Below are 767 nucleotides of genomic sequence, written 5' to 3' on the forward strand. Positions count from 1 at the left end.
AGTGGACGCGAGCATCTGTGGCCAAGTTTTTAAGGGCGCACGGTGGATGCCTTGGCACCAGGAACCGATGAAGGACGTGGGAGGCCGCGATAGGCCCCGGGGAGCTGTCAACCGAGCTGTGATCCGGGGGTGTCCGAATGGGGAAACCCGGCAGTCGTCATGGGCTGTCACCCATGCCTGAACACATAGGGCATGTGGAGGGAACGCGGGGAAGTGAAACATCTCAGTACCCGCAGGAAGAGAAAACAACCGTGATTCCGGGAGTAGTGGCGAGCGAAACCGGATGAGGCCAAACCGTATGCGTGTGATACCCGGCAGGGGTTGCGCATGCGGGGTTGTGGGAGTTTCCGTGATCGGTCTGCCGGCCGGTCGGAGAGTCAGAAACCGTTGATGTAGACGAAGGACATGCGAAAGGTCCGGCGTAGAGGGTAAGACCCCCGTAGTCGAAATGTCAGCGGCTCTCTTGGAGACCACCCAAGTAGCACAGGGCCCGAGAAATCCTGTGTGAATCTGGCGGGACCACCCGTTAAGCCTAAATATTCCCTGGTGACCGATAGCGGATAGTACCGTGAGGGAATGGTGAAAAGTACCGCGGGAGCGGAGTGAAATAGTACCTGAAACCGTGTGCCTACAAGCCGTGGGAGCGTCGGATGTCGAGCTTGCTCGGCGTCTCGTGACTGCGTGCCTTTTGAAGAATGAGCCTGCGAGTTTGCGGTGTGTTGCGAGGTTAACCCGTGTGGGGGAGCCGTAGCGAAAGCGAGTCCGAA

General features: G+C 58.7%; 1 rRNA gene. It reads left to right on the plus strand.

Annotated features, from left to right (window positions below):
- Nucleotides 1–19: 19 nt before the first annotated feature.
- Nucleotides 20–767: ribosomal RNA gene (locus tag V2S66_RS34330) — 23S ribosomal RNA — on the plus strand; the annotation flags it as partial.

This window comes from Actinacidiphila polyblastidii (assembly GCF_036353415.1).
Taxonomy (GTDB): domain Bacteria; phylum Actinomycetota; class Actinomycetes; order Streptomycetales; family Streptomycetaceae; genus Actinacidiphila; species Actinacidiphila polyblastidii.